The 25,817-nt window shown below is 70.0% G+C and carries 22 protein-coding genes; 3 read left to right on the top strand and 19 right to left on the bottom strand.

Annotated elements, in window-relative coordinates:
- The first annotated feature begins 7 nt into the window (after positions 1-7).
- Positions 8-889: a formylglycine-generating enzyme family protein gene (locus HDA39_RS18790; protein ID WP_337925797.1), complete on the top strand. Its 882-nt coding sequence runs from the start codon at positions 8-10 to the stop codon at positions 887-889.
- 37 nt (positions 890-926) lie between these two features.
- On the opposite strand, the gene HDA39_RS18785 is transcribed toward HDA39_RS18790, so the two are convergent.
- The 5 genes from HDA39_RS18785 to HDA39_RS18765 are packed head-to-tail and all read right to left on the bottom strand — an operon-like array spanning position 927 to position 6,494.
- Complete coding sequence (locus tag HDA39_RS18785; protein WP_184796739.1) at positions 927-2,018, bottom strand: Gfo/Idh/MocA family oxidoreductase; 1,092 nt, start codon at positions 2,016-2,018, stop codon at positions 927-929.
- Positions 2,015-3,067, bottom strand: a complete 1,053-nt coding sequence (locus tag HDA39_RS18780) for a Gfo/Idh/MocA family protein (RefSeq protein ID WP_202893046.1) — start codon at positions 3,065-3,067, stop codon at positions 2,015-2,017. Before HDA39_RS18780 ends, HDA39_RS18785 begins: the two co-directional genes overlap by 4 nt.
- A gap of 16 nt (positions 3,068-3,083) precedes the next feature.
- Positions 3,084-4,712 carry an extracellular solute-binding protein gene (locus HDA39_RS18775; protein WP_184796735.1) on the bottom strand — a complete coding sequence of 543 codons (1,629 nt, stop codon included), beginning with the start codon at positions 4,710-4,712 and terminating at the stop codon, positions 3,084-3,086.
- A gap of 16 nt (positions 4,713-4,728) precedes the next feature.
- Positions 4,729-5,649, bottom strand: coding sequence for a carbohydrate ABC transporter permease (locus HDA39_RS18770; protein ID WP_184796733.1), 921 nt, complete (start codon positions 5,647-5,649; stop codon positions 4,729-4,731).
- Positions 5,646-6,494 carry an ABC transporter permease gene (locus HDA39_RS18765; protein ID WP_184796731.1) on the bottom strand — a complete coding sequence of 283 codons (849 nt, stop codon included), beginning with the start codon at positions 6,492-6,494 and terminating at the stop codon, positions 5,646-5,648. The genes HDA39_RS18770 and HDA39_RS18765 overlap by 4 nt, the downstream gene beginning before the upstream one ends.
- 288 nt (positions 6,495-6,782) lie before the next feature.
- Here HDA39_RS18765 and HDA39_RS18760 point away from each other — a divergent pair, with 288 nt between their 5' ends.
- A complete protein-coding gene (locus HDA39_RS18760) occupies positions 6,783-7,781 on the top strand; it encodes a LacI family DNA-binding transcriptional regulator (protein WP_337925796.1) in 999 nt (332 codons plus the stop codon).
- Positions 7,782-7,836: 55 nt separating this feature from the next.
- Here the strand turns inward: HDA39_RS18760 and hisN are convergent, their stop codons facing one another.
- Positions 7,837-8,622, bottom strand: a complete 786-nt coding sequence (gene hisN, locus HDA39_RS18755; protein WP_184796729.1) for a histidinol-phosphatase — start codon at positions 8,620-8,622, stop codon at positions 7,837-7,839.
- Positions 8,623-8,678: 56 nt separating this feature from the next.
- Positions 8,679-9,632 carry a cyclase family protein gene (locus tag HDA39_RS18750; RefSeq protein WP_184796727.1) on the bottom strand — a complete coding sequence of 318 codons (954 nt, stop codon included), beginning with the start codon at positions 9,630-9,632 and terminating at the stop codon, positions 8,679-8,681.
- 132 nt (positions 9,633-9,764) lie between these two features.
- On the opposite strand from HDA39_RS18750, the gene HDA39_RS18745 reads away from it, so the two are divergent.
- The gene (locus HDA39_RS18745) at positions 9,765-10,259 is read left to right on the top strand and encodes a DUF2231 domain-containing protein (RefSeq protein ID WP_184796725.1); all 495 of its coding nucleotides are present in this window, start codon (positions 9,765-9,767) and stop codon (positions 10,257-10,259) included.
- Positions 10,260-10,274: 15 nt separating this feature from the next.
- Here the strand turns inward: HDA39_RS18745 and HDA39_RS18740 are convergent, their stop codons facing one another.
- The 12 genes from HDA39_RS18740 to HDA39_RS18685 form a co-directional block, all read right to left on the bottom strand.
- Positions 10,275-11,024 carry a siderophore-interacting protein gene (locus HDA39_RS18740; RefSeq protein WP_184796723.1) on the bottom strand — a complete coding sequence of 250 codons (750 nt, stop codon included), beginning with the start codon at positions 11,022-11,024 and terminating at the stop codon, positions 10,275-10,277.
- Positions 11,021-11,845 (bottom strand): ABC transporter substrate-binding protein, encoded by an 825-nt coding sequence (locus HDA39_RS18735; RefSeq protein WP_184796721.1) that lies wholly within the window; start codon positions 11,843-11,845, stop codon positions 11,021-11,023. Before HDA39_RS18735 ends, HDA39_RS18740 begins: the two co-directional genes overlap by 4 nt.
- A 339-nt stretch (positions 11,846-12,184) precedes the next feature.
- A complete protein-coding gene (gene rsgA, locus HDA39_RS18730) occupies positions 12,185-13,174 on the bottom strand; it encodes a ribosome small subunit-dependent GTPase A (RefSeq protein ID WP_184796719.1) in 990 nt (329 codons plus the stop codon).
- Positions 13,175-13,355: 181 nt separating this feature from the next.
- Complete coding sequence (aroA, locus tag HDA39_RS18725) at positions 13,356-14,627, bottom strand: 3-phosphoshikimate 1-carboxyvinyltransferase (protein ID WP_184796717.1); 1,272 nt, start codon at positions 14,625-14,627, stop codon at positions 13,356-13,358.
- An 80-nt stretch (positions 14,628-14,707) separates the two neighbouring features.
- Positions 14,708-15,298, bottom strand: coding sequence for a DoxX family protein (locus tag HDA39_RS18720; RefSeq protein ID WP_184796715.1), 591 nt, complete (start codon positions 15,296-15,298; stop codon positions 14,708-14,710).
- A 67-nt stretch (positions 15,299-15,365) separates the two neighbouring features.
- Positions 15,366-16,091 (bottom strand): DsbA family oxidoreductase, encoded by a 726-nt coding sequence (locus tag HDA39_RS18715; RefSeq protein WP_184796713.1) that lies wholly within the window; start codon positions 16,089-16,091, stop codon positions 15,366-15,368.
- A 48-nt stretch (positions 16,092-16,139) separates the two neighbouring features.
- Entirely contained in the window at positions 16,140-16,934 is a 795-nt protein-coding gene (locus HDA39_RS18710) for an alpha/beta fold hydrolase (RefSeq protein WP_184796711.1), read from the bottom strand.
- Complete coding sequence (locus HDA39_RS18705; RefSeq protein WP_184796709.1) at positions 16,931-17,641, bottom strand: alpha/beta hydrolase; 711 nt, start codon at positions 17,639-17,641, stop codon at positions 16,931-16,933. Before HDA39_RS18705 ends, HDA39_RS18710 begins: the two co-directional genes overlap by 4 nt.
- 137 nt (positions 17,642-17,778) lie before the next feature.
- On the bottom strand, positions 17,779-20,424 hold the full coding sequence (locus HDA39_RS18700) for an ATP-binding protein (RefSeq protein ID WP_184796707.1): 2,646 nt from the start codon (positions 20,422-20,424) through the stop codon (positions 17,779-17,781).
- Between the two features lie 15 nt (positions 20,425-20,439).
- Positions 20,440-21,693 carry an ArgE/DapE family deacylase gene (locus HDA39_RS18695; protein ID WP_184796705.1) on the bottom strand — a complete coding sequence of 418 codons (1,254 nt, stop codon included), beginning with the start codon at positions 21,691-21,693 and terminating at the stop codon, positions 20,440-20,442.
- A 73-nt stretch (positions 21,694-21,766) separates the two neighbouring features.
- Entirely contained in the window at positions 21,767-23,050 is a 1,284-nt protein-coding gene (gene aspS, locus HDA39_RS18690) for an aspartate--tRNA(Asn) ligase (protein ID WP_184796703.1), read from the bottom strand.
- A 255-nt stretch (positions 23,051-23,305) separates the two neighbouring features.
- A complete protein-coding gene (locus HDA39_RS18685) occupies positions 23,306-25,600 on the bottom strand; it encodes a sigma-70 family RNA polymerase sigma factor (RefSeq protein ID WP_184796701.1) in 2,295 nt (764 codons plus the stop codon).
- Positions 25,601-25,817 lie beyond the last annotated feature (217 nt).

Raw genomic sequence — 25,817 nt, 5'->3', positions numbered from 1 at the left:
GAGTCTCGTGGCTGAGGAGAGCTGCTGCAGTCCCCGGCGCGACGCAGCCGGTGGCTCTGTACGCCGACCGGTGCCGCTTGCCGCGGCGTCGGACTCGACCCTCGAGCGGGTGCAGCTCGACGCCGGCACGTTCTTGATGGGTACCGAGGACGCCGACGGCTTCCCGGCCGACGGCGAAGGGCCGATCCGGGAAGTGGCGGTGGGCAACTACGCGATCGGCGTCACCGCGGTCACCAACGCGCAGTTCGCCGAGTTCGTCGCGGCGACCGGGTACGTGACGGAGGCCGAGCACTTCGGCTGGAGTTTCGTCTTCGCCGGGTTCCTGCCGGCCGCCGTACGGAAGGTCAGTGAGCGGCCGCCGGCGACGCCGTGGTGGTGCGGCGTTGCGGGCGCTACCTGGGACCATCCCGAAGGCCCGGAGTCCGACCTGGCCGCGCGGTCCGATCACCCGGTGGTGCACGTCTCCTGGTCGGACGCCGTCGCGTTCTGTACGTGGGCTGGCGGCCGGCTGCCCACCGAGCCCGAGTGGGAGCGGGCCGCCCGGGGTGGTCTCGAGCAGAAGCGCTTCCCGTGGGGTGACGAGCTCACGCCCGGCGGCGAGCACCGGTGCAACATCTGGCAGGGCACGTTCCCGGTCAAGAACACCCTGGACGACGGCCATCGCGGCACAGCGCCCGTCCGCAGCTACCCGCCGAACGGCTACGGCCTGTACGAGGTCGTCGGCAACGTCTGGGAGTGGACCGCGGACTCCTGGAACGAGAACCGTGCCATGCGAGGCGGCTCGTACCTCTGCCACCACTCGTACTGCAACCGCTACCGCGTAGCGGCACGCTCCTCCAACGACCCGACCAGCAGCGCCGGCAACCTCGGATTCCGCTGCGCCTGGTGACCCCTCGCCCCGCCCGGGCGAGGGGTCAGTCAGCTCGTCACGGCGCGAAGGACTCGCTGAGCTTCGTCTGGTCGATTCCGCCGTTGAGGGCTTGGTAGAACGGGTGACCCGGGACCAGGTCGGCACGGCGTACGGACTGCCCTGTGAGGGCTGACGCGTACAGGGCGGTGACGAACTCCATCGTCGGCCGGGTGCTGGCCAGGGTCGTGTCGTGCGTGCGGCCGGCGAGCAGATCGTCGACCAGGCGGCCGAGCTGGGCCTCGTGGCTGCTGGCGACGTCCTCGCCTGCCGAAGACGTCCACGCGTCAGCTGCGTCGGGCGCCGGCGTGAACTTCCAGTCGGCGTCCTTGTAGCCGTACAGGTGGTTGACCTCCAGCGATCCGCCGGTGGTGTCGATCCGGATCCGGCTGAGCTCCTGCGGCGACAGCAGGCTGTTGATCACACTCGCCACCGCGTTGCTCTCGAAGATCACCGACGCCATCGAGACGTCCTCGAACTCGACCGGACGATCCAGCCGTACGGCGGTGGCGTTGATCGTGCGCCACGGTCCGAGCAGGTGCAGCAGCAGGTCGATCTGGTGGATGCCGTGGCCCAGCGTCGGCCCACCACCCTCACCGACCCACGTCCCGCGCCACTCCGGGTCGAAGTACGGTCGCGGCCGGAACCACAACGTCTCGCAGACCGCGACCTGCGGAGCACCCAAGGCGCCGCCGGCCAGGAGCTCGGCGGCGCGCACCGCCCCGGATCCGTGCCGGTGCTGGAAGACGACGTACACCGAGCCTCCGCTGGACGCCTCGGCCTCGGCCACCGCGTCCAGCTCGGCCAGGCTCAGCACCGGCGGCTTCTCCAGCAGCACGGACTTCCCGGCGGCCAGGACCTCGATCGCGATCTCGGCGTGGCTGCCCGGCGGTGTCGTCACCGCGACCAGGTCGGGATCGGCCGCGGCCAGCAGTTCCGTCACGCTCTTGAACGGCTTCGACCCGTGCTGGTCGGCGAGTGCCTGCGCGTTCTCGGCGACGAGGTCGGCGACGCCGACGAGCGTCGTACGGCCTGTGCTCGCGAAGGCCTCGGCGTGCCGGCGACTGATGCCGCCGGCACCGACCACCGCGACCTTCAGGATGGCTGTCACTGGGCGGCTCCCCGGACGGCGGCATTCTGCTGCGCCGTCAGCGCAAGCCGCATGGTCTCGAAGGTGTGCTCCTGCGGCGCCGCCGTGGTGGTCCGGTCCCGGACGTCGCGGACGAGGTCGGGGTAGTAGGTCAGCTCGACGTCGGAGCAGTCGATGTACTCGGTCTTCTCCCCGTCGACGACGAACAGGTGGTTGCCGCCGTCCCGGCCGGCGATGTCGACGTACTTGCGCAGCTCGATGTAGCCCTCGGTGCCGAGGATCATCAGCCGGCCGTCACCCCAGGTCCCGAGTCCGGCCGGGGTGTACCAGTCGACCCGGATGTAGCCCTGGGCGTGGTCGCTGCGCAGCAGCAGGTCGCCGAAGTCCTGCAGACCGGGCTTGTCCGGGTTCGCGAAGTTCCCGACCGAGCTCGTCACCACCTCGGCCGTGCGCGAGTCGGTGTACCAGAGGAACTGGTCGATCTGGTGCGAGGCGATGTCGGCCAGGATCCCGCCGTAGCGCTCCTTCTCGTAGAACCAGTCCGGGCGCCCGGCGTTGCCGCCGAGGTGGCCGCGGTCACCGATCCGGTGCGGGCCGAGGCCGATGGTCTGGACGACGGTCCCGATCCGGCCCTCGCGGACCAGGTGGCCGGCCTTCACCGCCGACGCGACCTCGAAGCGCTCGGAGAACGTCACCGACCAGAACCGGCCGCTCTCGGCGACCGCCTTCTCGATCTCCTCGAGCTGGTCGTGGGTGACGCAGCCGGGCTTGTCGGCGACGACGTCCTTGCCCGACCGGAGCGCGGCGACGGCGATCGGGCCGCGCTGGTCCGGGATCGCGGCGGTGACGATCAGATCGAGGTCGTCGCGGGCGATCAGCGCGTGACCGTCGTCGACGTACGGTACGTCGGGGTACCGCTCGCGGACCTGGTGGGCGACGCCAGACGACGGGTCGTCGGTCGCCATCGCGACGAACTCCGCGCCGGCTTTGATCAGACCGGCGATCTGGCCGTGAATGTGCGCGTGGTCGAGTCCGACCGCGGCGAACCTGACAGGTGACGTGGATGTCAAAGGTCTTCCTTTCGCGTCAACGCGATGCTTCGAGTGCTTCGGCGTACTCCTCGGCGATCTTGTCCCCACCGCCGCTCTTCCACTTCTTGACCGCATCGGCCCAGGCCGAGACGGGTTTGCGGCCCTGGATGATGTCGTCGGTCACCTGGTCGATGTTGCTGGTGAGCTGCGAACCCTTGCGCACGTTGGTCTCGGAGTACAGTCCGGCCGCCGGATTGGCGAAAGCGTCCGGGCAGATCTCCTTCATAGCATTGAACTGCACCTCGGCGTTGCCCTTCTGCTCGGGCAGGAAGATCGTCCACGGCTCGTCGGCCTGGTACTTCAGGCCGAGCTGGGACTCGCTGAAGCCCTTGGCGGTCAGGACCGGGTTGCCGTCGACGACCTTGTGGTGCACGACCGGCAGCCCGAACTTGCGGAACAGGTACTCCTGGGTGCCGAAGGGCGCGGCCAGGTAGTTCAGGTATGCCAGCAGGCTCTCGACGCGGCCTTCAGCCTTCTTACTGATCGCTGTCGTGTTGCTGGTGGGCCCGCCCAGCCAGATCTTGCCCTTGCCCGAGCCGTCGTGCTTCGGCGGTGCGATGATGCCGATCCGGGCCTGGTCGCTGACCGCCGTCTGCAGGTAGTCGGGCCAGCCGCTGAAGGTGTCGACGACCAGCGGGCTCGATCCGTTCCCGAACCGGATCTTCAGGTCCACCTGCTGCCCGGAATAGGCGTCGGGGTGGATGTAGCCCGAGCTCCACAGCTTGCGCAGGAACTCGAAGATCTCTTCGTGCGCCTCGTGCTCGAGGTAGCTGACCAGCTTCTTGCCGTCCTCGCTCCAGGTGTTCGGAATGTCGAACATGTTGCGGACGAACAGCGTCGGTGACGAGGCCAGGGCGAACCGGTTCGCGCGCTTGTCGGTCAGCGCCTTGCACAGCTCGAGGAAGTCGTCGAGGCTCTTCACCTCGTCGCTGAGTCCCTGCTTCTCGAGCAGGTCCACGCGGGTGTACAGCGCCTGGGAGCTGATCGCTCCTCGCGGCACCGGGACGGCGTAGATCTTGTCGCCGAAGATGCACGAGTTCCAGCCGACCGAGGGCAGGTTGGCCAGGAACGGGTACTTCTTGATGTTGTCCCCGGACAGGTGGGGGGTGAGGTCCGCGGCCTTGGTCTCGAGCAGCTGTGGGACCTGGGGAACGCCACCAACCTGAAAGATGTCGCCGAGCTGGTCGCCGGCGACCGAGGTGGCGAACTTCTGGGCGTAGTCACCCGACGGCGTCAGACTGACCGAGATCGGTGAACCGACCCGCCTGTTCAACTCCTGCCAGAAGCGGTTCTGCTCGAGCTTCGGCGGGACAGGGGTGTTGGTGGAACCCAGGACGTTGATCGGTTTGCCGTCCCCGGGCGGGTTCTCGATCGCCCTGACCGGATTGGCCGGGTAGCGGGTGAACGCGTTGGGGATGTTGTACTCGGCGCCGTCCAGATCCGGCTTGACCCCCTTGTAGGGCACGTAGGCCGGTCGGACGCCAGACTGGTTCCCGCTGTTGTTCAGCCCGCTGTTGCCGCCGCGGCCCTCGTTGGAGCAGGCGCCGACGACGCCGGTCAGCCCGAGGGCTCCGACACCGCCCAGCAAGGCCCGGCGGCTGAGCCGTGAATCATTGGTGGTCATGGTTCTGCCTCTCGTGTCAGCCCTTGACGGCGCCGGTCAGAACGCCCTTGGCGAAATGCCGCTGGACAAAGGGGTAGACGCACAAAATCGGAATGATGGAAATCATCAGAATTGCCATTTGAATCGAAGTCTGAGGAGGCAGTGCCTCACCCGCGGCTCCCAGGTCCTGGGCGCCGATCTCGACGCCGTCCACCACGTAGGTCCGTAGGACCAGTTGCAACGGCCATTTACTGGCGTCGTTCAGGTAGAGCAGGGCGCCGAAGAAGCTGTTCCAGTACCCGACGCCGTAGAACAGTCCGACCACGGCCACCACCGCCTTCGACAGCGGCAGCCCGATGTGCCAGAACACCTTCCACTCCGAGGCGCCGTCGATCTTGGCCGAGTCGAGGACCTCGGTCGGCAGCCCGGCGAAGTAGGCCCGGACGACGATGACGTTGAACGCGCTCACCGACGTCGGAAGGATGATCGCCCACAGGCTGTCCAGCAGACCGAACTGCTGGACCACCAGATAGGTCGGGATCAGGCCGGGGTTGAACAGCAGGCTGACCAGGACCATCAGCAGCAGAGGCTTGTTGCCGACCGTGCCCCGCCGGCTCAGTGCCCAGCCGAGCGTGCAGGTGAGCACCAGCGAGATCGCCGTACCGACGGCGGTGACGAAGGCGCTCACCAGAAGGGCCTGCGTCACCGTCCCGCCGGACAGGATCGACCGGTACGCCGACAGGTCGAACCCGTGCGGCAGCAGGACGAAACCGCCGGCCTCGACGACTTCCTCCGGACTGGCCAGGCTGGTGGAGATCACCCCGACGAACGGGAGCACCACCGCCGCGCAGATCGCGGTCAGGAAGACGGCCTTGACGACTCGTTCCGCCATGCTCGGCATCGGCATCCCACCCACCAGGACCTGGCGCCGGCTGCGTGCTGGGCTTCGATCGCTCATCCGCGGTACACCCCTTCCTCGCCGAGGCGGTGGGCGAGCTTGTTGGCGGTCAGCACCAGGGTCAGCGCGACGACGCTCTTCACCAGCCCGACCGCGGCCGAAACGCCCCAGTCGCCGCCGAGGATCCCGTTGTTGTACACGTAGGTGTCGAGCACTTCGCTCGCATCGACCCCGACGCCCTGCTGCTGCAGGATGATCTGCTCGAAACCGACCGTCAGCGAGTCCCCGAGCTTGAGGATCAGCAGCAGGATGATGATCGGTTTCAGGCCCGGCAGCGTCACGTGCCAGGTCTGCCGCCAGCGGCTCGCGCCGTCGGCGGCGGACGCCTCGTACAGGGACTTGTCGATCTGCGACAGCACGGCCAGGAACAGGATCGTCGCCCAGCCGGTGTCCTTCCACATCACCTGCGAGGTCAGCAGGCCACGGAACGCGTCGGCGTTGCCGATGATGTTGATCGGATCGTAGCCGTGCGAACGCAGCCAGTTGTTGATCATTCCGGTGCCACCCAGCATCTGCTGGAACACCGCGACCACGATCACCCACGACATGAAGTGCGGGACGTAGATGATCGTCTGGACGATCTGACGCAGTTTGTTCGACAGCAGGCTGTGCAGGACCAGCGCGACCACGATCGGGGCCGGGAAGACGATGACGGTCTGGATCAGGGTCAGCACCAGGGTGTTCTTGACCGCGTTGAGGAACTCGGGGTCGCCGTTGAAGACGATCTTGAAGTTCTCGATGCCCGACCAGAGGCTCTGCCCGACGCCCAGGTACGGCTGGTAGTCCTGGAAGGCAATGACGTTGCCCCACAGCGGGTAGTACTGGAAGGCAAAAATGACCAACATGCCGGGAATGGCCAGCAAGAGGACAGGATAATCTCGTCGTAAACGCTCGCGAAAGGAAAGTTTTCGGCTGCGGGCGGTATCGCTCATAGGCGCTCCCGGGGTCAATCAATAAAATGTGATCGATCCACTTCTGATCCGGTAGCTAACCGCAGGTGTCTGGGGGTGTCAACCCCTCGTTCCGGTATCGGACAGGCGCAAGGTCAATCGTTGTAGATCTCGCCGAGCCGGTCCTGGGATCGGCTAACGTGTGGGGCGCAGCCAGGCTGCGGAGGGGAAGGTGGCCAAGACGTGGAGCCGAAACGGCCGGCGACGATCCATCAGGTGGCACGGCTGGCGGGGGTCTCGCACACGACCGTGTCCCGCTACCTGCAGGACGCGGACAGCCTGAAGCCCAAGACGCGGATCAAGGTCGAGTTCGCCGTCAAGTCGCTGGACTACCGCCCGAACCTGGTGGCCCGGTCGATGCGGACCCGGCGGACGAACCGGCTGGCGATCGTGCTCGCCTCCGGCCCGCACTTTCCCGGCCGGCTGCTGGTCGCGGCGTCCGAGACGGCGCACCGGGCGGGCTACCAGGTCGACATCGTCAGCGTCGAAGGTGGCCAGCGGGCGCGATCGGCGCGGATCGAGGATCTGGCGCGGTCCGGTCAGGTCGAGGGGATCCTGGCGATCTCACCGACCGGGCTGAAGAGCAAGCGGCTCCAGCAGGTCCCGATCGTCGAGAGCGAGACGTACGACGACAAGCTGCGCGGGCTCGGTGAGCTCGCGGCCGCGTCCGAGATGGTGGAGATCGTCGAGTACCTGGCGTCGCTGGGGCACCGGTCGTTCTTCCACGTGTCCGGTGACCAGGACTTCGGCTCGGCGCGCAACCGGAAAGCCGTGTACCTGGAGGCGATCGAGCGGCTCGGGCTGTCGTCTGTCGGGGTGTACGACGGCGACTGGACGGCGCAGTCGGGTTTCGACGCGATCACCGCGTTGCCTGGTGACTGCGGTGTCACGGCCGTTGTCGCTGCCAACGATGTGGTCGCGATGGGCGTGGTGCGGGGTGCGCTGTCGCGTGGGTGGTCGGTGCCTGGCGACCTGAGCGTCTTCGGCTGGGACGACGAGGTGATGGGCAAGTTCGCCACGCCGTCACTGTCGACGGTCGCGGTCGACCGCGAGGCGCAGGGGCGGGACGCGATCCTCCGGCTGCTCGCCGAGATCAGCGGCGAGCCCGCGCCGGAGCCGGCCGCACGCACGATCAACCGCCTGATCTTCCGCGAGTCGACGGCGCCTCCGCCTGGGGCCTAGGCGGCTGGGTCCTGGGCGGCTGGGTTTCTGGGCGCCTGGGCTCTGGGGCTGGATCCTAGGGCTGGGCGAGCCGGGTGATGACGTCTTCGTGGAGGCGGCCGTTGGTGGCCACCGCGTTGGCGCCGTTCGGGCCGGGCTCGCCGTCGACCGAGGTGAAGGTGCCGCCGGCCTCGTCGACGATGATCGACAGCGCGGCCATGTCGTACAGGTTGAGCTCGGGCTCGGCCGCGATGTCGACGGCGCCTTCGGCCACCAGCATGTAGGACCAGAAGTCGCCGTACGCGCGGGTGCGCCAGGCGTCGTCCATCAGGCCGGCCCACTGGTCGCGCTTGCCGAGCTTCTCCCAGCCCTTGAGCGAGGAGTACGACAGCGAGGCGTCCTCGATCTTGCTCACGTCACTCACGCGGCACGGCTGCGCGGACATCAGCGCGCGGCCGGTCCACGCGCCGTCGCCGTACGACGCCCACCACCGCCGCTGCAGCGCCGGCGCGGAGACCACACCGACGACGACCTGGTCCTCGATCATCAGGCTGATCAGCGTCGCCCAGACCGGGACGCCGCGGATGTAGTTCTTCGTCCCGTCGATCGGGTCGACGACCCAGCGCCGCGGACCCCACCCGGTGGTGCCTTCCTCTTCGCCGACGAACGCGTCGCGCGGCCGAGCCCGCGAGAGCGTCTTGCGCATCACGTCCTCGACGCGGCGGTCGGCGTCGCTGACCGGGGTCAGGTCCGGCTTCGTGGCGACGTGCAGGTCGAGCGCCTTGTACCGATCCATCGTGGTCGAGTCCGCGTCGTCAGCCAGGATGTGCGCGAGCCGCAGGTCGTCCGTGTGCGAAGGCATGCCGGAAGGCTACCTGCGCGGGGCTCACCCCGGGCGCGTGGTCCGGCGTACGGCGGTCAGAAGGTGGCGATCGGGTTGACCGGGCTGCCCGACGTACCGGCGAGGCGGACCGGCGCGACGGCGAGCTGGAAGTCCCACTGGCCGAGCTCGGCGGCCGTCGTCGCGCACGCCTCCAGGTCGCAGTTGTCGAGCAGCCACAGGCCCATCGCCACCAGGCTGACGGCGTGGACCGGCATCAGTACGTCGTCGTACCCCGATGGCTGAACGTCCTGGGGAGTGTCGGCGCCGATCAGCGCGACCTCGCGCTCCCGCAGCCACGGTAGGCAGGACGCGTGCCAGCCGGCCTGCGTGATCCCGCCGGCCGCGCCGGCCTCGTGCCGGGAGCGGCCGTTGCCGGTGCGAATGAGTACAGCGTCGCCGGACTGCACCCGCACGCCTTGGCGGCGCTCGGCCTCCTCGAGGTCGTCGGGCGTCACGCCCTGCCCCGGCTCCAGCCACGGCACCTCGCGGACCTTCGCGATGTCCAGCAGGACGCCGCGGGTGACGATCCCGTTCGCTGCCGCGGTGACGGCGGCCCAGGCCGAACCCGTCGCGGCGTCGACCAGCGAGTGCGACCGCCCGTTGTACATCTTGCCGTCCCAGAAGAGATGGCACGGCGAGTCGAGGTGGGTGATCGTGTTGCCGTGGAAGAAGATGCCGAGCCGCTCGTTCGAGAAGCCCCAGCGGCGGTCGTTGTGGAACAGCGCGGGCATGTGCTCGGCGCCCGGCATGTCGGCGGCGCACGGGCACGCCGTCGTCGACCGCTCCATCTCCTCCGGTACGGCGACCTCCCACGCGCACGACACGCTCCGGCCGTGCCGCACGGCCCGCGCCGCTGCCCGGCGTACGTCGTCGGTGATGTGGTTCAGCGTGCCGAGCTCGTCGTCGTCACCCCAGCGTCCCCAGTTCGACAGGGTGTCGAAGTACCCGAGTACGTCGTCCTGGGTGGGTAGCGGTCGTCCTGCCGTCATCGGCGCGTCAACTCCTCCGGTCACGTGGTGCGAGGGCCCGTGCACTGTACTGCTCTAGGCTGATTGAACCGTTTCGGGTGGTTGAACGTGCAGTTAGTGTTAGTCCACTTCGGCCGAGCCACGGGAGTCCTCATGTTCGAGCGCTTCGGAGACCTTCCTCTGCATGTGCTGGTGATTCACGCCGCGGTGGTGCTGCTGCCGGTGGCCGCGCTGACGGCGATCGTGTTCGCGCTGGTGCCGAAGTGGCGGTGGCTGCTGCGGTGGCCGGCCCTGCTGCTCGGGCTGGCCGGGCTGGTGGTTGCGTTCGTCGCCAAGGAGAGCGGCGAGGCGTTCCTGGCGGCGATCCCGGAGCTGGAGGCGGCGGTGAAGGTGCACCAGGACCGCGGGGATCTGCTGTTCTGGTTCGTGCTCGGGTTCGCGGTGCTGGTGGTTCTTGCGTTCCTGGTGCTGGCTGGGCCCTCGGCGTTGGCCAGTGGAAAGGGTGCGAAGGCAACCAAGAGCCAGCCGCTGGAATGGGTGCTGAGCGCGGCGGTGGTCGTGGTCGGCGTACTGGTGATCTATCAGACCATTCGGACCGGGGACGCCGGCGCGAAGGCTGTGTGGGATGGGCAGTTGCCGCCGAAGTAGGTTGGGCGTGTTTCCTTAGCCCTCCGACTGGCCTGCCTTCCAGTAACCGCCGAAGTAGTGGGCCTTGCTGTCCCACTCGAGGGTGCCGGTGAGGTGGCGGCGGATGTCGCGGACGATGCCGGCCTCGCCTGCCACCCACGCGTACGGCGTACCGTCGGGAAGCTTGGCGGAACGGACCGCGTCGGCGAGGCCGCTGCCGATTGACCAGGCGATCTCGAGGTCCGCCGCGGTGTCGAAGTCGCGGACGTCGGTGGCGTGCGGGACCTGGACGAAGGCGCGCGCGACGGTGCCGGCCGGGAGGGACTCGATGATCGAGGCCAGGGCCGGTACGGCGGTGTCGTCGCCGACGAGCAACTGCCAGTCGGGCGAGTCCGGCGCGTACTGGTACGCCTTCGGGCCGTCGCCGATCTCGGGCCCGATGATGCCGAGCCGGCTGCCCGGCTCGGCGGACTGCGCCCAGGCCGACGCGGGTCCCGCGTCGCCGTGCAGGGCGAACTCGATGTCGATCTCCGCGCCCCGCTGGGCCCGGATGGTGAACGTGCGCATGATCGGGCGGACGTCGTCGGCCAGCTCGCGGTAGGCGCCGTACCAGTTGTCGGCCGGCGGGAGCACGGGCTCGGCCTGGCCGGGCTGAGCGAGCAGGATCTTGATCCGCTGGTCGAAGCCACCGGTCTCCAGCGTCGCGCAACCGGCCAGGGTCACGGTGAGGAACGACGGGCTGGTCCGCCGTACGGTGGTCACGGTGCCCATCACGACGGCGGTCATCGGGCCACCTTCGCGAGCAGGCCGGCGAGGTCGTCGAGCACGGCCATCGCGCTCAGGACCGTGCCGAACGCGACGCCGTCGGCGACGTCCTTCGGGAGCCGGACGAGGGCTCCGCGGCGTACCGCCGGGACGGACTGGAAGAGTTTGTTGCGCTGGGCATCGATGGCCTCCGAGCCGTAGGACTGGGCGACGATCGCGTCGGCGTCGTACTTGAGCAGGCCTTCGGAGCCGACCGAGGCGTAGAACTCCGCGGGGTTTTCCTTGCTCAGGGCAATCGCCGTGTCGGTGAGCTCGAAGCCGAGCTCCAGCAGGAGTTGCACGCGGGGGTCGACGTCGAAGTACAGGAAGTAGTCGGGCGCGGTCGGCCAGACGTAGCTGAGGGTCTTGCCGGCGAACTCGGGGTGAGCCCGGCGGGTCTCGGCGTACCGGGTCTCGGCGTCGGCGATCACCTGCTCGGCGCGCTCCTCACGGCCGAAGATCGTGGCCATCCGGCGGGTGTGCTCGCGCCAGGGCGTGCCGTACGCGCCGTCGGAGCGGATCGGGCCGACGGTCGGCACGACGGCCGACAACTTGTCGTAGTCCGGGCGCTTCAGGCTGTCGGTCGCGACGACCAGATCGGGCTCCATCGCGAGGATGCGCTCGAGGGGAAGGCCGTCGGTGAGCTCGAAGGCGTGGCTGATCCGGCGGGTCTGGTTGGCCGGCGCGGGCTTGGGCGAACTGCCGCAGGCCGACAGCACCGCGGCGCCGCCCCCGATCGCCAGCAACCGCCGCCGAGTCAGAGCATCGGCAGGCGGAACGAAGTGGACGGGGTCGAAGCGCATACCCCGATCCTATCCTTAGGTAAGCCTAGCCTCACAAGTGATCAGGGTTGTTGGTGATGCGGCCGGGGCGGTTGGTGTGGGCTGAGGCCGCTGCGGCCGGGAAGAGATGGGGAGAGTGCCGAGGCCCGCAGGTGGTTGAGCCCAGGGCGGTGGGGCTCGGCCCGGGGTGGTGGGGCTCGGCCCGGGGTGGTGGGCTCGGCCCGGGGTGGTGGGGTCAGCCCCCGGCGGTGGGTGGGGCCGGGGCTCGGCCCGGGCGGGCTCAACCCAGGGTGGCAGGTTCAGCCCAGGGCTGCCGGTTCAGCCTGGGGTGGTGGGTTCAGCCGGCGCGGAATGGCCGGGTCAGGCTGGGTCGGGGCGGCCTTCTCGGCTGGCTAGGAGGCGGCGGAAGGAGGCTACTCGTTCGGCTTCGATGCGGCCTTCGGTGACTGCTTCGTCGAGGGCGCAGCCGGGGTCTGATTCGGAGTGGCCGCAGGCTCGGGGGCAGTTGGTGGTTTCGGCGGCGAGGTCGGCGAAGGCGTGGATGAGTTGGTCCGGTTCCACGTGGGCGAGGCCGAAGGAGCGGATGCCGGGGGTGTCGACGATCCAGCCGCCTTCGGGGAGGCGGAGGAGGAGGGCGCTGGTGGAGGTGTGGCGGCCGCGGCCGGTGTTGTCGTTGACGACGCCGATGGCTCGGTTGGTGCCGGGGACCAGGGCGTTGACGAGGGTAGACTTGCCGACGCCGGAGTGGCCGACCATGACCGACGTGCGGTCGCGGAGTTGTTCGTTCAGGTCGTCGAGGTTGCCGCCCTGCTGGGTGGCCACCGACTCGACGCCGAGCGGGCGGTACGTCGACAGCAGCGGCTCGGGGTCGGCCAGGTCGGTCTTGGTGAGGCAGAGCAGCGGCCGCATGCCGGCGTCGTACGCCGCGACGAGGAAGCGGTCGATCAGCCGCGTGCGGGGCTCGGGGTTGGCGACGGCGACGACGATGACCAGCTGATCGGCGTTCGCGACCAGCGGGCGCTCGACCGGGTCGTCGTCGTCGGCCGAACGGCGGAGCAACGTCGTCCGGGGGAGCACCTCGACGATCCGCGCCAGCGTGCCCTCGGCGCCGCTCGCGTCGCCGTCGAGCTTGACCCGGTCGCCGACGATGACCCCCTTGCGGCCGAGCTGGCGGGCCTTCATCGCGGTGACGACGCGATCGCCCTCACCGACCCACGTCGTGTACCGCCCGCGGTCGCGGGTGATCACGAACCCGGTGACGGCGTCGTCGTACGCCGGCCGGTCCTTGGTCCGCGGCCGGGTCCGGCGCTTGGGCCGGTCGTACTTGGCCTCCTCGTCGTACCGCGACATCAGCAGTCAACCCCAGTACGACGCTGAGGTCGGCGGCCATGCGGCCGGGAGGGTGGTCTGTGGCTGAGGCCGCGGCGGCCGAGGGAAAGCGGAGAGTCCCCAGAGCTGCCGAGGGTGGGGAGGCTGGTGGGGGTGCTTTCTGTGGTGATGCCGCCGGTGGGGGCTGCCGCGTGGTTCTGCATCAGCTGACCAGGCTCGACCACAGCTCGGGGAACTCCGGCAGTGTCTTCGCGGTGGTCGCGATGTTCTCGATCGCGATCCCGTCGACGGCCAGGCCGACCACCGCGGCGGCGTGCGCCATCCGGTGGTCGTGGTACGTGCCGAACAGCCCACCGTGCAAGGGTTTCGGCCGGAACTCCAGCCCGTCCGCGGTCTGCGTGACGTCGCTCCCGAGCGCGTTGAACTCGGTCTCCAGCGCGGCCAGCCGGTCGGTCTCGTGGTTGCGCAGGTGCGCGATGCCACGGAAGTACGACGGCCCGTCGGCCAGTACGGCGATCGCCGCCAGCACCGGCGACAGCTCACCGACCTCGCTCAGGTCCAGGTCGACCGCGGCGATCCGCCCGGTCCCGCGCACGGTCAGCTCACCGTTGGCCAGCAAGACCTCGGCCCCGAACCGCGACAGCAGCTCCGGCAGCTGCCCTCCGGGCTGTGTCGTCGAGGTCGGCCACCCGGTGACGGTCACGGAGCCGTCGGTGACGACGGCCGCGGCCAGGAAGGGCGCCGCGTTCGACAGGTCGGGCTCGATCACCGTGTCCAGCGCGCGAATCGGGCCGGGGGCAACGATCCAGCGGTTCGGCTCGCTGTCGTCGACCGCGACGCCACGCTCGCGCAGCATCGCCACCGACATGTCCAGGTGCGGCTGCGAGGGCACCGGCTTGCCGTCGTGCCGCAGGTCGACGCCGAGGTCGTACCGGGCGCCGGCCAGCAGCAGCGCGGAGACGAACTGCGACGAGCCGGACGCGTCCAGCGTGACCTCGCCGCCGCGGACCGCGCCGGAGCCGCTCACGGCGTACGGCATCCGGCCGGTGCCGTGGTCGTCGATCTCGACGCCGAGCGTGCGCAGGGCGCCGAGGATGACGTTCATCGGGCGCTCACGAGCGTACGGATCGCCGTCGAAGGAGATGACGCCGTCGGCGAGCGCGGCGACCGGCGGGACGAAACGCATCACGGTGCCGGCCAGGCCGCAGTCGACGTCGGCCGGGCCCTTGAGGGAGCCGGGCGTGACGGTGACCAAGCCGTCGCGCTCGCTGATGCCGACGCCGAGCGAGACCAAGGCGGCCTTCATCAGCGCGGTGTCCCGGGCGGCGAGCAGGCCGGAGAGGGTGGAGGGTCCGTCCGCGAGCGCAGCCAGGATCAGCGCACGGTTGCTGATCGACTTCGATCCGGGCACGGTGACCCGGCCGTTGACAGCCCCGGCCGGGCGCGGCGCCGGCCAGCCCTCTGACGTCCCCATTGCACTCCTTCAGCTCACTGCGATGTCGCTCAAGAGCCTAGGGCATGCGGGTCGGACGGCGTCGCGCTCTATCCACAGGGTCAGATGAAGGGCAGTTCGGCCCTCGCGGTCTGAGCCGCGAGCTTGGCCTCGCGGCGCGCGGTCTTCGCCAGCTGCTTGGTCTCGCGCTTGGCGAGCTTCGCGCCGCGCTTGGTCTCCCGCTTGGCCGCCTGCGCGCCGTGCGAGGCGCGCCAGGCCAGCCCGGGCTGACCCTCAGTGTCGACGACCGCGAGCAGCAGGCCGCCGAGCAGGCCGAGGTTCTTCATGAACTGGACGCGCTGGGTCTGCTTGACCTGCTTGTCCTTCTCCAGCCAGAACGAGTGCCCGGCCAGCGTGGTCGGCACCAGCGACGCGGCCAGTACGGCGGCGCCGACGCGTCGGCCCTTGCCGCTGGCCAGCGCGAGGCCACCGAGCACCTGGGCGGCGCCGTTGAGGCGGACGAGGTTCGCTGTCGTGTCAGGGATCCGGTCGCCGACCTGCGGCGGCGCGACCCGCTTGACCAGCGGCACCAGGCGGTCGGTGACCGGCTGCGCCTTCGGAACCAGCGGCTCCGGGTTGCGCACCTGGTTCGCGCCTTGCACGACGAAGAGAACGGACAGCAACGGCCTGGCCAGTGCGCGCACGACAGTCATGGCTCCTTCTTACATCGTCCGGCAAGCGATCTGGGCTTCAGGTACCCGTGTGTCTCGCGCCCAACCGTCAGATCGGGCAGCCGTCCGGGCCGCAGGCGGCGTCGTCGGTGCTGCCGGGGGAGGTGATCAGCGTCACCGGCTTGCGGTCGGCGGCGGCCCGGCGCAGGGCTTCGGTGAAGACCTCGGTCGGCTGGGCGCCGCTCACGCCGTACTTCTCGTCGATGACGAAGAACGGGACGCCGTTCGCGCCGTACGCGAGGGCCTGGGCCTGGTCGGCCGCCACCTCCTGCTCGTACGCCGTACCGGCCAGCACCTCGGCGACGCGGTCGGCCGGGAGGCCTGTCTCGACGGCGAGCCGGGTCAGCGTGGTGGGGTCGCCGACCGGCAGGCCGTCGGTGAAGTAGGCCTTGAGCAGCCGCTCCTTCAGACGGGCCTGGGTGTCGGCGGGGACCTCGCCGGAGGAGCCGAGCTCGCGGGCGAGGTGGAGGAGGCGGTGCGCGTCGACGGTGTTCGCGGACTTGGCGATGGCGAAGTTGAAGTCGAGGCCGACCTCGCGGGCGACGCCGGTGACGTGGTCGTTGGCCTGCAGACCCCACTCGCGGCCGCGGCCGTACTTCTCGCCGAGGCGGGTGGCGAGGTCGCGGGGGTCGTCGCTGCTGGCCTCGGGGTCGAGCTGGAAGCTGTGGTAGACCACCTCGGCCTGCTCGCCGGAGGTCGCGAGCGCCTCCTCGAGGCGGCGCTTGCCGATGTAGCACCAGGGGCAGACGACATCGGACCAGACATCAATACGCATACCCACAACAACTACTTCAGTTGTTGTGGGTATTCCCGTGGGAGGTGTTCAGCGGGCGGCGCGTTCGATCAAGTTGGTGACCTTTTCCGGCTGGGAGAGGGCTACCAGGTGGGAGCCGTTGACCTCGATCGTCGTGGCGTGGGCTCGGTGGGCCATGTAGCGCTCGCCGGCCGGGGGGATGGCCTTGTCGGCGGTGGCGACCACGGCGTACTTGGGGAGGTTCGCCGGGGCCGTCTTGAGGACCTTCTCGCCGAAGACGGCGGCGGCGACCGGGCGCTGGGAGGCGCCGAGCAGGGCGGCCTGCTTGCGGGGGAGGTCGGCGGCGAAGACCTGGCGGAAGGACTCGGGCTTCATGATCAGGTCGGCGCCACCGGGGTACGTGATCGTGTTGGTGGTGTCCGGGCCGATCTGGCTGCCGGGGTACTTCGCGTTCAGGTCGCCGATGGTCTCGCCGGCCTGCGGGATGAACGCCGCGACGTACACGAGCGCCTTGACCCCAGGCGTGTCGGCCAGTTGGCTGACCAGCGCACCGCCGTACGAGTGACCGACGAGCACCTTCGGGCCTGCGATCCCGGCCAGTACGCCGGACAGGTACTCCGTGTCACCCGCGACGCTGCGCAGCGGGACCGCCGGTACGACGACCTTGTAGCCGTCACGCTGGAGGCGTTCGGAGACCTCGTTCCAGCTGGAGCCGTCCGCGAACGCGCCGTGCAGGAGGACGACGGTCGGCTTCGGGGAGCTGTGGTGGACTGGGTTCGCGGCGGCGGTGGTGACGCCGGCGGTCAGCAGGGCGGCGGAAGCGACACCGGCGACGGTGCCGAGGAAGCGGCGACGGGTGCTCACTGGTCCGCACCTGCCTCGACGACGGTCGCGACGAACTCGGCGACGGCCAGCGGCTGCGAGACCGCGACCGCGTGCGAGCCGTCGACCTCGGTGACCTTCGCGCCGGCCCGCTCGGCCATGGCGCGCTGCGCCTCGACCGGGATGGCGTTGTCGGCGGTGGCGACCAGGTAGTAGCTCGGCAGGCGCTTCCAGCTGGCGGCGCCGGACTTCTCGTCGAAGGCGGAGGCCGCGATCGGTCGCTGCGAGCGGCCCATCACCAGAGCCTGTCCGGCCGGGAGGTCCCCGGCGAAGATGGTCGCGAACTTGTCCTCGGTGATGCTCAGGTAGGTGTCCTCGCCGAACTGGTGCGGCGCGAGCGACGTACCGAGCTCGTTGGCCGGGAAGCCGCCGAGCAGCTCCAGGATGCCCTCACCCTCCTCCAGCGCGAAGGCGGTCACGTAGACCAGCGCGGTGACGTTGCCGGCGTCGTTGGCGGCCGAGGTGATCACGGCCCCGCCGTACGAGTGGCCGACCAGCACGACCGGACCGTCGATCTCGCGGGCCAGCGCGGCCACCTTGCGGCCGTCGGCGGCCGCTCCGGACAGGTCGTTCGGTACGGCGACCGCCTTGATGCCACGGTTCTCCAGCTCGGCGATCACGCCGGCCCAGCTGCCACCGTCGGCGAAGGCGCCGTGCACCAGCAGCGCAGTGGGGTTCTTCTCACTCATCGTCTTGTCCTCGGTTCTCGTTCGCGGTTTTCCTTGTGCCCCTAGAGAACCGCTCCGGGGCGCTTCGCCGGATCGACCGAAAACGGGAACTTCACCACCCGCGGGCCGTGCTCAGCCGAGGGAGGTGCACCCAAGACTCATGCGTTCGGGGGAGACGTGAACCGCTGGAGCACGAGCCGGGTGAGCTGGACGCGTGAGTTGACGTCGAGCTTGCTGAAGACGTTGCGCAGATGGGTGCCGACCGTGCTGGCCGACAGCACCAGCTCCTCGGCCGCCGAGCGGTTGGTGTGGCCGTCCGCGACGAGCAGGGCGACCTTGCGCTCCATTGGTGTCAGCGCCTCCCAGCCGGACTCCGGCCGGGCCGGTACGGCGGACCAGCGGCGCCGGCGTACCCCTGCTGCCTGCAACACAGCCTGCACCGGTACGGCGAACGCCATGGCGCCGAGCTGCGTGTAGGAGTCGAGTGCACGCTCCAGCGCGGCAATGCCCGTACTCCGGTCGCCGTGCTCGAGCTCTACCCGGCCGTGCAGCTCCTCGGCCGCCGCCACGAGCAGCGGGCGCTGGCTGCCGCGCAGCTGCTCGACAGCCTCGGCCAGGGCGGTCAGATCACGCTGGTTGGCGGCAGCAACCAGCTGAGCGGCACCGGTGGAGGCTGCGGCCGGTGCGGTCGCTGCCTGGTCGGCCAACAGCTCGGCGGCAGCCTGCACGGTGCCAGGGGAGCGGGAGGCCGCATCGTGAGCATGCGTCGCCGCGTGGAGCAGGAGCTCTAGGCGGATCGGGTGGTCCAGCGGGGTGGCCAGGAGGCGCTGCGCTGCAGCGGCGTCGCCGTCGGCCATGGCGAGCAGAGCGCGGACTGGCTCGTCGGGGACCTTGCGCGCGGCGGAGAGGTCTCCCTGGAGCAGAGCGATCAGGGCGAGGACCTGGCGGGCCATCGGCTCGGGGGACGGGTCGTGGAACTCGGCGGACCAGCGGAGGCTCGACTTGGCCGCGTCACGCGCCGCGGGGAGGTTGCCGACAGCAAGCTCCAGCTGAGCCCGCAGTACGGCGACCTGCGGTGCCAGCCACGAGTCGCCGTCGATGCCCTCGGAGAGGCGCTGGAGCGCGGCGGCCGGTTCACCTGCTTGGGCGAGGCAGAACAGCTCAGCCAGCTCGACCCGCACGGCAGGGGGCGTGCCGACCTCGCTGGGTCTCGAGGTTGAGCGTGCGGCGGCGTACGCAGCTGCTGCGTCGGCGAAGCGGCCTTCGGTTGCTGCTTGCTCTGCTTGGGCTAGCTGCAGCAGTGCGCTTGTCACCGGGTCATCTGTCGCGAAGGGCTTGGCTGCGCCGGCTAGTACTTGGTAGGCCGCGAGGCGGTCCGCAAAGGGTTGCGGTGCTGCGGCGACTATGAGGCGCGAAGGGTCGAGCGTGCCGGTGGCCCACTCGTGCGGGGCCAGCAGCAGCCTGACCCGAGCAGCGAGCTCAGGTGTCACCGGGCCCTGGTAGAGCGGCGTACCGCCGAGCAGGTCGTCGGCGAACGCCCGTGCGGCGTCGTACTGGCGGGCGACCAGCAGGATGTCGACCACGTCCGCACCGACCTCGCCGCGGATCGGCTGGTCGACCGGAGTCAGCTCGAACGTCTCCTGGATCACCGACAGCGCGGTGATCGACATGGTGGTCAGCAAATCGCGCGCAGCCGAGCGGAGCATGCTGATGGCGCCCAGGTCGCCGACAGCTGCCGTCGCCAGGATGTGTGGAGCCGCGGCCGACGCGCCCTGCTCAGTCAGCAGCAGCTGGTCCGCGATCGCCGAGTGCAGTGCCCGCTGGGCAGACGGCGGCACATCAGCCAGTACGGCGGCCCGCAGCAGCTCGTGCCGGAAGGTCAGGTGGGCTCCGCTGTCCGCCAGCAGCCCGGCCCGGATCGCCTCGTCTAGCGGCTCGGCCAGCCGAGCAACGCCCTCGGCCATCAGCGCAGCAACGTCCTCCAGCCGGAACTCGCTGCCAAAAACAGCCGCGGTCCGCAGCAGCGAACGGCACAGCTCGCTCGTCCCAGCGGTCCGCCGCCGGACGCCCTCGACCAGTCCGTCGGGCAGCGGGCCCTGCGGCGATCCGTCAGTCAGGTAGAGGCCCGCCACGACCTGCTCGACCAGAAACGGAACGCCCTGGGCGCTGCCGAGCCGGACGGTCAGTGCGGCGTCGGCGGGCTGGTTCAGCCGGTCGGCGGCGATCTGCAGTACAGCCTCGGTGTCCAGTGGAGCCAGCTGGAGATGGTGCACCGGCAGCTGATCGCCCAGAGCGTCGACGACTTGGTCGGTGACACCGCCCGGCGACGGACGCGTCGCCAGCAACCACATGGTCTGGGTGTCGGCCAGCCGCGAGATCACCACCCGCAGTACGAAGCCGGTGAGCGGATCGGACCACTGCGCGTCGTCCAGCACGATCAGTGCGGCCGTGCCCGCCAGCCGCTGACCGATGAGGTCGGCCAGCCGCTCAGCGAGCCACAGCGGCTGAGTGTTGAGCGCGGCCAGCTCCAGGAAGTGCTCGGTCCCGATCAGCGGGTCCTTGCCTGCCCGGAGCGCCGGAGCCAGTGAGGACAGCGGACTGATGTTGTCCGTCTGGTGTGCGACCGCCGTAGCGACCAGCAACCCGTGCCGCTCAGCCTGCTCGACCGCAGCGTGCACCAGAGCCGACTTGCCGATGCCGGGCTCACCCGTGACAACGGTCAGCGACGCAGTGCCCTGGTCCGCTGCGCGCATGGCCTCCAGCAACCGGCCCAACTCGGCCGAGCGCCCACGCAGCGGTTCCATGGCCACTTTGTACCACTACGCGCAGCGGCGTACGGCGAGCAGCGCGTAGACCCGCGCGCAGTGGAATACCTCCGCGAGGGAGACGTGCTCATCGCTCGCATGGGCCACGCGGACGTCGCCGGGCCCGTACTGCAGAGTCGGTACGCCGGCCGCCGAGTACTGCCGCAGGTCGGACCCGTACGGCCCACCTCTGACCTCCGGCGCCCCAGCGCCAGCGTCCACCACAGCCCGCAGCGTGTCGTCCAGCAGCGGGTCGCCCTCCGGCAGCAGTCCGGAGGCGAACACGCCACCGGGCCAGGTCACCTTCGCCGGGTGGTCCCTCAGCCAGTCGTCCTTGTCGCAGGCGGCAGCGACGGCCTGTGTGAAGGCATCGAGCGCGTCCGGGACAGGCTCACCCAGCCGTACGCCGTACCGGCCCTCCGCCACGAGCAGGTCGGGCACCGTGCTCGCCCAGTCGCCGGAGTGGATCGTGCCGATCGACAGGGGATAGGCCAGGTCGAGGTGCTCGAGCAGTGGGTGCGGCGAAAGATTCCGTGACGCCTCCAGCTCGCGCAGCGCCGCGTGCACCACCTCGAACTTCTCGATCGCGCTGACGCCACTGGTCCGGGTCGAGCCGTGCGCGGCGTGCCCGGCGATCTCCAGCCGGAAGGTGAGCGAGCCGGCGTTCGCGGGGATCACCGTGCCGGCCGTCGGCTCGGCGATCACGCAGGCCGCGCCGGAGTGCCCGCGGCGCAGGGTCGCGAACGTGCCGAGCCCGCCGTCCTCCTCGCCGACCACCGTGTGCACGGCCAGCGGCCGCCGCAACTCGATGCCCGAGGCAACGACCGCGCGCACCGCGCCGAGGAACGCCGCGATCCCACTCTTCATGTCGCAGGTCCCGCGGCCCCACAGGATGCCGTCGCTGACGCGCGCCGAGTACGGGTCGCCGTCCGGCCACTGCGTCAGATCACCCGGCGGTACGACGTCCACGTGCCCGTTGAAGATCAGCCCCGGCACGCCCTCGCCGAGCGTCCCGACGCAGCCCCAGGCGTCGCTGCGCGGAACCTCCATCCCCGGAAAGGCAGGATCCGACGTCAGCGCCGGCAGATCCAGTTGCCAGTGGTCCACCGTCAGGCCGAGCCCACGCAGCCGCCCGGCGACCCACTCCTGGGCGACGTTCTCCTCGGCGGTCCCGTCGACACTCGGGATCCGCACCAGCTCCCGCAGCTCCTCGACGATCAGGTCGTCGTCCAGAGCCGCCAGCACCGCCCGCTCCACCTCAGCACCCATGGCGCACATCATGCACCGACCGAGCCGCCCATCACCTCTCGAGCAAGAGGCGATGGGCGGACCGGGCCCTAGCTCACGGAGTCAGCCGGTGCAGGTCCCGCGGGAACAGCGTGACCTCCCGGACGTTCTCCGCACCGGTCAGGCGAGCCACGAACCTCTCCAGCCCGATGGCGAAACCGCCGTGCGGCGGCATGCCGTGCTGGAACGCCTGCAAGTAGGAGCTGTACGCCGGAGCCTCGGCGGACTCGCCCCTGGCCTCCAGTGCGGCCACGTAGTCGCTGTAGCGGTGCAGACGCTGCCCACCGGTCACCAGCTCGACCCCGCGGAACAGCAGGTCGAAGGAGTTCGACCAGGTGGGGTCCGACGGCTGCGGGTGCGTGTAGAACGGCCGCTTCACCATCGGGTAGCCCTCGACCGCCACGAAGGCGCTGCCGTGCTCCCGCAGCGCCCACTCGCCGATGGCCCTCTCGTCAGCAGGCGACAGGTCGGGCTCACTAGGGTCCGCTCCCGCCAGCTTGAGCGCCTCGGAGAAGTGCAGCACCGGTACGTCGACCGGGATCTCCGGCAGCTCCACACCGAGCCGCTCCAGCGCCGTACCGGCTCTGGACCCGACTGCCGCAAGCATGCCCGCCAGTACGTCGCGCAGCATGGCCAGTACGTCGCGGTGGTCGCCGATGAAGCCGAACTCCGCGTCCAGCGACACGTACTCGGCCAGGTGCCGGACGGTGTCGTGCGGCTCGGCCCGGAACACCGGACCGACCTCGTAGACCCGCTCGAACACACCGACCATCGTCTGCTTGTAGAACTGCGGCGACTGGGCCAGGTACGCCGGACCGCCGAAGTAGTCGAGTGCGAACACGTTGGCGCCGGACTCGGTCGCCGTACCCACGATCTTCGGCGTCTGGATCTCCGTGAAGTCCAGACCGTCCAGCGTGCTGCGGAACCCGTGCAGCGCGGCTGCCGCGACCTCCCAGCCGGCCCGGACCGCCGGGTGCCGCAGGGCCACCGGCGCGTTGTCCAGCACGACCGGCAGACCAGCGCCGACCGTGGGCCGCCACAGCTCGATCGGCGGCGTCCTGGCCGGTTCGGTCAGCGGGACGATCAGTGGGTCGACCAGCTCGGCCCCACCGGGGGCCTGCGGGTTGGCGGCGACCGTACCGGTCACCTGGACGACGGTCTCCTCGCTGAGCTCGTCCAGCTGTTCCTGAGCGCCCTTGAGGACGACCTGGGCCAAGCCGGACCGGTCCCGCAGGACCAGGAAGCTGACCGCGGCCAGCCGTCGTCTTCGGTGCACCCAGCCGGCCACCGTGACGGTCTGGCCTACTGCTGAGGGGATCTCGTGGTTGAGAATGCGCATCGCTGTTTCACCTCCGTCGGATTACTCGAACCCCGGAGGTGTGGGCGAAGGGGACTCGCGGTGCCACCACACCTTCACCGAGCCACGCTCGGCCTCTTGCTGTCGCAGTCGCTCGGGAGTGTCTTCACGGCCGGACCTGTGCGTCGCCTTCGCAGCTACCGGCGACTCTCTCGACCACAGGTGTCCGGGGCTACTCGGTTCCGTCAGCGCGAACGTGTCCAGCCTAGGGCGAAGGCCGTACGACGCCAAACCCGTTTAGCGCTTGCCGTGTTTCGTCGGCGGGATCTGCGCGGTGTCGGTGTCGTACCGGCCCGGGGTGACCGCCTTGACGGTGATCTGGTTCTTCGTCCCGGCGCCCGGCCAGGCGGCCCACTCCGTGTTCAGGGACTTCGTGTAGCGGTCCGTCGAGCAGGTGGCCCGCCGTACGTCGGTCGATCGTGAGCAGGTCCAGCCCTTGGAGATGTAGCTGACCAGGGTGACGTACTTGCCCCAGGAGATCTCCAGCGTGACCGGACCGGTCGTGCCGCTCAGGTCGAGGAACCTGTTATAGACGAACGGGTTCGGGTCGTTGTGCGGGTCCGGGGTGAGGATCCGCAGCAGCGACTCGTCCAGCCGGACCGGTGCCAGCGTCTCGGAGTCGGTGTCGTGCAGCAGTCCGGCCGTCGCGGTCACCGTGTACGTCCGGGCGGCCGCTGAGCCACCGTCCGGTACGGCGAAGTCGGCGGGCAGCGGTGCGGGCTTGGCCGGCGTGGTCGACGTACAGGTCCTGGCCGACGGGTTGCACTTCCAGCCGTTCGGGTTGGCGGCCAGGGGCCAGTCCAGCGAAGCGCCGTACGTGAGCTTCAGCGTGACGCCGGTCCGGTCGGTGCCGGGGGCCACGGTGATCGTGCGGAAGTAGCGGTCCGGGTCGGTCTTGCGGACCGCCAGCTTCAGCAGGTTCTCGTCGAGGCGCGGGGGAGCGATCAGCGTCGCGGAGTCGTCGTCGTACAGACGGCCGGACTTGCCGGAGACGGTGAACGTCCGGTCGGCCACCGAGCCGCCGGTGGGCTCGGCGAACGTCATCGGGAGCGTCGGCGGCGCCCCCGGGTCGACGGCCGTGCAGCTGCCGCTCTTGCCGTCGGCGGCCTTGGCGCAGGTCCAGCCGGCCGGGTTGCCGCTCAGTGGCCACCGCAGCGCGTTGCCGAACTTGATGCCGATGACAACCGGGTTGGTGTTGTTCGCCGGGACCTTGATGGAGACCGTGGCCCGCAGGCCGGCCTCCCGCTCGGCCACGCTCCGGTTGAACGGCCCGTACGCCGCTGGGCTGCCCCCGCCGATCGCAGGCCCGCCGGCCGAAGGGCTACCGCCGCCGGTGGGCAGGCTGATGGTCAGCAGACCCTCGTCCAGGATCGGTGTGGTCGGCAACGGTGGCGTCGGCCGCGGCGTGGTCGGCTGACTCGTGGGCGCGCTGGTCGGCGCCGTGGTCGGGTCCGGCTGGGTCGGCGCGGGCTGGGTCGGCTCCGGTTGCGTCGGCTGAGTCGCCGGCGGCTTCTGCGTCGGCGGCTTGACCGTCGGGGGCACAGGCGGCGGGGGAGGAGGCGGCGGCTGCTGGGTCGGCTGGTTGGTCGGCTGGTCGATGGCCGCCGGAGGCGTCTCGCCGCCGGTCAGTGCGAGCGCGGCCATCACCGCGGCGACCACGACCACGACCGCGCCGCCGGCGCTGAGCGCCGTACGGGTGCTGTTCTCGGTGGCCTTCTGCCAGCCGGCCGCGAAGAACCCGACCAGTCCGACCTTGACGCCCGAAGCGGCAGCCAGGTAGCCCAGGCCTGCCGTGCCCAGCAGGGCCGGAGCGAGCAGTGCCGGCAGTGCGCTGTTGACCTCGACCAGCTCGAGGTAGACCGCGGTGCACTTGGCGCAGTCGTCCAGGTGCTCGCGGACATTCCGGTTCTCGCGCTTGGTGAGGCCGCCGCGGACGTAGGCGCCCAGGCGCTCGGTGGTCCAGCGGCAACGGTCGCCGGCGACCTCGGCCAGGTGCTGCTGCAGGTACGCCTGCCGCAGACCCTCACGGGCCCGGTAGGCCAGGGCGGAGACGCCGTTGGCGGTCAGGCCGAGCAGGGGAGCGATGGCCGCGGGCTTCTCGCCCTCGACCTCGGTGTGCCACAGCACGGCCTGCCAGCGCTCCGGCAGCGAGGCGAACGCCTTCGCCGCCGCGCCGCTCTCGAAGCCGGTCACCGTCGGGTCGTCGAACCCCTGCGGCTCCCGCTCGTACGCCGCGATGTCGTCGGTCGAGGTGACCTTGCGGCCGGCCCGGATCCGGTCGACGTGCACCCGGCGGACCGTGGTCAGCAGGTACGCCCGGAACGAGACGTCCGGCCCGCCACCGTTGCGGAGGGCATCGAGCACCTTGGCGAACGCGTCGCTGGCCAGGTCGTCGGCGTCGTTGGCCGGCACCAGCTGCCGGGCCATCCGCTCGGCGGCGTGGTGGTGCCGCGCGAACAACTCGCCGTACGCCTCGAGGTCGCCCGAACGCACGCGCGCGATCAGCTCCGCGTCGCTCGGTACTTCCTCCATCGAGGCCGCTCCCCCTGCTGTCATCGCTTCGTCACCGTCTGTCACTTAGTTGCCGAGGTCAAGACTCCCAGATGGGACGGATCGGCGCACCTTTCCTGACGACGGGGACCGGTCCGAGGTTACGAGAAAAATTCTCCGAAATCTGCGTCATGAACCCGTCATCGCGCTGTCTCTCCCTCAGAACGACGCTTCCGGCCACCTGGTCGGGAGGCTGAAG

It is taken from the genome of Kribbella italica, from assembly GCF_014205135.1.
In the GTDB taxonomy this organism is placed as follows: Bacteria; Actinomycetota; Actinomycetes; order Propionibacteriales; family Kribbellaceae; genus Kribbella; species Kribbella italica.
The sequence above is the reverse complement of the archived record's forward strand: the minus strand, read 5'-3'. Positions and strand labels throughout refer to the sequence as shown.

Coding starts and splice junctions, on each gene's coding strand:
- HDA39_RS18775 (WP_184796735.1), bottom strand. CDS start 4,712: ATGACCACCAATGATTCACGGCTCAGCCGCCGGGCCTTGCTGGGCGGT.
- HDA39_RS18770 (WP_184796733.1), bottom strand. CDS start 5,649: ATGAGCGATCGAAGCCCAGCACGCAGCCGGCGCCAGGTCCTGGTGGGT.
- HDA39_RS18765 (WP_184796731.1), bottom strand. CDS start 6,494: ATGTTGGTCATTTTTGCCTTCCAGTACTACCCGCTGTGGGGCAACGTC.
- hisN (WP_184796729.1), bottom strand. CDS start 8,622: ATGCCTTCGCACACGGACGACCTGCGGCTCGCGCACATCCTGGCTGAC.
- HDA39_RS18750 (WP_184796727.1), bottom strand. CDS start 9,632: ATGACGGCAGGACGACCGCTACCCACCCAGGACGACGTACTCGGGTAC.
- HDA39_RS18745 (WP_184796725.1), top strand. CDS start 9,765: ATGTTCGAGCGCTTCGGAGACCTTCCTCTGCATGTGCTGGTGATTCAC.
- HDA39_RS18740 (WP_184796723.1), bottom strand. CDS start 11,024: ATGACCGCCGTCGTGATGGGCACCGTGACCACCGTACGGCGGACCAGC.
- HDA39_RS18735 (WP_184796721.1), bottom strand. CDS start 11,845: ATGCGCTTCGACCCCGTCCACTTCGTTCCGCCTGCCGATGCTCTGACT.
- rsgA (WP_184796719.1), bottom strand. CDS start 13,174: ATGTCGCGGTACGACGAGGAGGCCAAGTACGACCGGCCCAAGCGCCGG.
- aroA (WP_184796717.1), bottom strand. CDS start 14,627: ATGGGGACGTCAGAGGGCTGGCCGGCGCCGCGCCCGGCCGGGGCTGTC.
- HDA39_RS18720 (WP_184796715.1), bottom strand. CDS start 15,298: ATGACTGTCGTGCGCGCACTGGCCAGGCCGTTGCTGTCCGTTCTCTTC.
- HDA39_RS18715 (WP_184796713.1), bottom strand. CDS start 16,091: ATGCGTATTGATGTCTGGTCCGATGTCGTCTGCCCCTGGTGCTACATC.
- HDA39_RS18705 (WP_184796709.1), bottom strand. CDS start 17,641: ATGAGTGAGAAGAACCCCACTGCGCTGCTGGTGCACGGCGCCTTCGCC.
- HDA39_RS18700 (WP_184796707.1), bottom strand. CDS start 20,424: ATGGAACCGCTGCGTGGGCGCTCGGCCGAGTTGGGCCGGTTGCTGGAG.
- HDA39_RS18695 (WP_184796705.1), bottom strand. CDS start 21,693: ATGGGTGCTGAGGTGGAGCGGGCGGTGCTGGCGGCTCTGGACGACGAC.
- aspS (WP_184796703.1), bottom strand. CDS start 23,050: ATGCGCATTCTCAACCACGAGATCCCCTCAGCAGTAGGCCAGACCGTC.
- HDA39_RS18685 (WP_184796701.1), bottom strand. CDS start 25,600: ATGGAGGAAGTACCGAGCGACGCGGAGCTGATCGCGCGCGTGCGTTCG.